Origin of the sequence: Campylobacter concisus UNSWCS (assembly GCF_000466685.1) — a bacterium.
GTDB classification, from domain to species: domain Bacteria; phylum Campylobacterota; class Campylobacteria; order Campylobacterales; family Campylobacteraceae; genus Campylobacter_A; species Campylobacter_A concisus_A.
This window is the reverse complement of the sequence record NZ_ANNG01000163.1, coordinates 1-385: the sequence shown is the minus strand read 5'-3', so window position 1 is coordinate 385 and position 385 is coordinate 1. Positions and strand designations below refer to the sequence as shown.

The following is a 385-nucleotide window of genomic DNA, read 5'->3' as shown; positions in this document are numbered from 1 at the left end:
AAATAGCACATTATCTTTTTTTGTATTCATTGAAAAATTTGTAAAGTTTGGGTGCTTTTGATTGTGTAGCACTATCGCATCAAGTGTGCTTTTATGGATTTTAAAGTCCTGTGGCAAGCTGGCAGCTTTGTTAAAGTCAGCTCCCATAAATCCTTTAGCATCTACACTATATCCATAGCCCTCTTGTGAAGTAAATTTGGCCTGATAAAGAGAGTCGATACTGCTAGATGAAACAAAATCATTTTTAGGAATAGTGGTTTGGCTGATCGAATTTATATTTGGAGTGTTAGGCAAGAAATTTGCAAAGCCTTCGCTTTTTGTCTGTTTTTGGTAGTGCTGTTTTGTTAAGATGGAGTTATAAGAGACTTTCATAGCTTACTCCTTG

1 pseudogene is annotated in these 385 nt (G+C 35.6%); it reads right to left on the bottom strand.

The annotated features are described in order from the left end of the window. A pseudogene (locus UNSWCS_RS11360) lies at window positions 1-372 on the bottom strand (hypothetical protein); the annotation flags it as partial. Window positions 373-385 lie beyond the last annotated feature (13 nt).